The organism is Pinirhizobacter sp. (genome assembly GCF_035317885.1).
Classification (GTDB): Bacteria; Pseudomonadota; Gammaproteobacteria; order Xanthomonadales; family Rhodanobacteraceae; genus Pinirhizobacter.
The window spans coordinates 1-3,297 of record NZ_DATHFX010000117.1 but is presented as its reverse complement, the minus strand read 5'-3'; the positions used below and the strand labels follow the sequence as shown (position 1 = coordinate 3,297).

The 3,297-nt window shown below is 67.5% G+C and carries 5 protein-coding genes; 2 read left to right on the top strand and 3 right to left on the bottom strand.

What is annotated here, in order from left to right; translation table 11 throughout:
- Positions 1-86: 86 nt before the first annotated feature.
- Together VK519_RS03620 and VK519_RS03615 are read right to left on the bottom strand one after the other, a co-directional pair.
- Positions 87-464, bottom strand: coding sequence for a hypothetical protein (locus VK519_RS03620; protein ID WP_324347765.1), 378 nt, complete (start codon positions 462-464; stop codon positions 87-89).
- Positions 461-1,045, bottom strand: a complete 585-nt coding sequence (locus VK519_RS03615) for an RNA polymerase sigma factor (protein ID WP_414692690.1) — start codon at positions 1,043-1,045, stop codon at positions 461-463. The genes VK519_RS03620 and VK519_RS03615 overlap by 4 nt, the downstream gene beginning before the upstream one ends.
- A 148-nt stretch (positions 1,046-1,193) precedes the next feature.
- Between VK519_RS03615 and VK519_RS03610 the strand changes: the two genes are divergently transcribed.
- Both VK519_RS03610 and VK519_RS03605 read left to right on the top strand, forming a co-directional pair.
- Entirely contained in the window at positions 1,194-1,493 is a 300-nt protein-coding gene (locus tag VK519_RS03610) for an NAD(P) transhydrogenase subunit alpha part 2 (protein ID WP_324347761.1), read from the top strand.
- Positions 1,493-2,923: an NAD(P)(+) transhydrogenase (Re/Si-specific) subunit beta gene (locus VK519_RS03605; protein ID WP_324347759.1), complete on the top strand. Its 1,431-nt coding sequence runs from the start codon at positions 1,493-1,495 to the stop codon at positions 2,921-2,923. Before VK519_RS03610 ends, VK519_RS03605 begins: the two co-directional genes overlap by 1 nt.
- Here VK519_RS03605 and VK519_RS03600 read toward each other — a convergent pair.
- On the bottom strand, positions 2,904-3,297 hold a 394-nt coding region (locus VK519_RS03600; RefSeq protein ID WP_324347757.1), incomplete at its 5' end, for a hypothetical protein. The two genes, VK519_RS03605 and VK519_RS03600, sit on opposite strands and share 20 nt — an antisense overlap.

Here is a 3,297-nt window from a genome sequence, read left to right as displayed (position 1 = left end):
CGGTGGCTCAGCGTGTGCGGCCAGGGCCGGTATCGCCAGCAGTACCGCGGCCACGAGGCTGCGCAGGCCAGGGGCAGGGCGGTGCATCACCGCTGCGCTGCCTTACCGGTGTCGTCGGCGAGCCAGGCATAGAACTGCAGGTGCTCGACCATCGCCGGGTCTGCGCTATCGGCATCCGGCGGCAGGTCGCTGTCGGTATCGCCAAGGGTGGCGGTGGCCATGGTAGGTGCCATCGTGCTGTTCGGGCGCGGCGCCTGAGGCCAGATCAGCAGCGCGGCCAGCGCCAGCACGGCGAAGGCGCCGGCAGGCAGCAGCAGGCGGCTGGCCGTGGAGGTCGAGGGACCCGCCATGGCTTCGTGGCGGGCCGCGCGCAACCGGCCCGCAATCGCCGGGTCGATGTCGTGGCTGGCGCGCCGGTAGAGGTCGCGGGCACGGCGTGCAATGTCTTCGGAGCGATCGTTCATCGCCATTCCTCGAGTTGGTCGCGCAGGCTTTGCATCGCACGCGACAGATGTGTCTTGACGCTTCCCTGCGAGCAGTCCATGGCGGCCGCCGTTTCGGCAACGTCCAGCCCTTCGAGCACGCGCAGCATGAAGGCTTCGCGCTGACGGCGCGGCAGCTTGCGCACGGCTTGGCTCATCTGCGCATAGGCCTGGCTGTCTTGCAGTCTTGCCGCCGGCCCAGGCCCGGTATCGGCCGGTTCCCAGGCGGGTAATTCATCGCCGTCGTCGTCCTTTCCGCCGCCCAGCCAGCCGACCACGATCGAGCGCACCTTGCGGCGGCGCTGCAGGTCGACGATGCGCCGGCGCAGGATGCCCCAGAACAGCGGCGACCACTCCGTGGCGGGCTTGTCGCGGTAATGCCGCACCAGCCGCAGCATGGCGTCCTGTACCGCGTCCATGGCGTCCTCGCGGTTGCCAAGGTTCAATTCCGCCATTCGCCACGCGCGCCGCTCCACCTGGGCCAGAAAGGCCTCCAGGGTGGCAGGGGCCCCCGCGATGTGCTCCTCGAACGCGGCGTCGATGACGGCACCGGTCGTATTCAAGGCTGTGTCGTCCTTCGCAGAGGGCTCCCGCGGCGGCGCATGTTTTTGCTCCATGGCGTCTACCGGGGAAATAACGCAGTACCCAGTGTAAGCGTTGACAGGGAAATCCGTATGATGGGTGGACTTGAGCCAGTGCGGATGGGGATCGATGGACGGTTTCGTGGCGCTTTACGTGTTCATGCTGGCGGCTTTCACCGGGTATGAAATCATCGGCAGGGTCCCGGTGATCCTCCACACCCCCCTGATGTCCGGCTCCAATTTCATCCACGGCATCGTGCTGGTGGGCGCCATGATCGCCCTGGGGCATGCCACCACGCCGCTGGAAACGGCCATCGGCTTCATCGGCGTGCTGCTGGGCGCCGGCAACGCCGCCGGTGGCTACGTGGCCACGGCGCGCATGCTCGAGATGTTCAAGTCGAGCACCTCGGCCGTTAGGGGCAAGCACTGATGGCCTGGCTCGTAATGGCCATCAAAGCCTGCTATTTCCTCGCCGCACTCCTTTTCATCCTTGGCTTGAAACGCATGAGTTCACCGCGCACCGCTCGCGGGGGCATCGGCTGGGCCGGCGTGGGCATGGTGCTGGCGGTGCTTGCCACCTTCTGCCTGCCGGACCTTGCCAACCGCTGGCTGATGGTGGTGGCCGTGGTGCTGGGCACCCTGGGCGCCTGGTGGTCGGGGCGCCGCGTGGCGATGACCGCGATGCCGCAGATGGTGGCCCTGTACAACGGGATGGGCGGCGGCGCTGCCGCGGCGATCGGCGCGGCGGAACTGCTCGCCGTGAGCGGCCATGTGGTGGAACTGATGGGCGGGGGCACGTTTGCAGCGGCCAACTACACACCGCCATCGATGCCGCAATTGGTCCTGGCACTGCTGGGGGGCCTGATCGGCGCGGTGAGTTTTTCAGGTTCGCTGATCGCCTTCGGCAAGCTGCAGGGATGGATCGATCGTCGCTACGTGTTCCCGGGCCAGCGCACGGTCAACGCTCTGGTGTTGCTGGCGGCGTTGGCGCTGGCAGGATTCATGACCACGGCCGGCCCGACCATGCCGCTGGTGTGCGCGTTCTTTGCCCTTGCCCTTGTCCTGGGCGTGATGATGACGCTCCCGATCGGCGGTGCCGACATGCCTGTGGTGATCTCGCTGTACAACGCGCTCACCGGCCTGGCGGTGGCCTTCGAGGGCTATGTGCTGGGGAACGAGGCGATGGTGATCGCAGGTACCGTGGTGGGCGCGGCCGGTACGCTGTTGACGCAGCTGATGGCGCGGGCGATGAACCGCTCGCTGGGCAACGTGCTCTTCGGCAGCTTCGGCGCAGCCTCCGGCCCCGCCATGGCGCTTGCCGGTGCACAGAAACCGATCGATGCCGCGGACGCCGCGGTGATGCTCGCCTACGCCGAGCGCGTGGTGATCGTGCCTGGTTACGGCATGGCGGTGGCCCAGGCCCAGCACAAGGTGTGGGAATTCTCCCAACTGCTGATTGCCCGGGGGGTGAAGGTACGCTTTGCCATCCATCCGGTGGCCGGCCGCATGCCCGGGCACATGAACGTGCTGTTGGCGGAAGCCGGCGTGCCGTATGACCTTATCGTGGACATGGACGACGTAAATCCCGAACTGCCGGCCACGGATGTCGCCGTGGTGATCGGCGCCAACGACGTGGTCAATCCCCTGGCGAAAACCGATCCAACCTCACCGATCTACGGCATGCCCATCCTGGACGTGGCGCAGTGCCGGCAGGTGATCGTGGTCAAGCGCGGGCAGGGCACGGGTTTCGCCGGGATCGAGAACGCGCTGTTCTACGCCGACAATGCCCGCATGCTGTATGGCGACGGCCAGGCCGTGGCCGGCCAGCTGGTGGCCGGTATCAAGGCGCTGGACGACTGACCACCGCCCGCCGGACGCGGCCGGCGCCCCAGGCGGCCAGGAGCAGCGCCAGCGCGTAAAGCAGGCCATCGCCGGCAGACAGGCCAAGCCGTGCCATGCCTACGGTATTGGCAAGGCCCGTATCGCGCATGGCCTGGACGAAACCGATGCCGAAGGCGCTGGCGATCATTCCCCAGGTCACCAGGCAGTTGGCGTAAATGGCGGCGATCACCAGGGACGCTGCGCCAAGTACGGCGCGGCAAACGGCACCCAACTGCACCCAATGCCGCAAGCCCGCGCCCAGGAGCCATCCTGCGGGCAGGGCAAGCCATGCCAGCGGATGTGCCGCGACGCCCCCGGGAAGGCCCATCATGCGGCCCAGGGGCAGGGCGAAC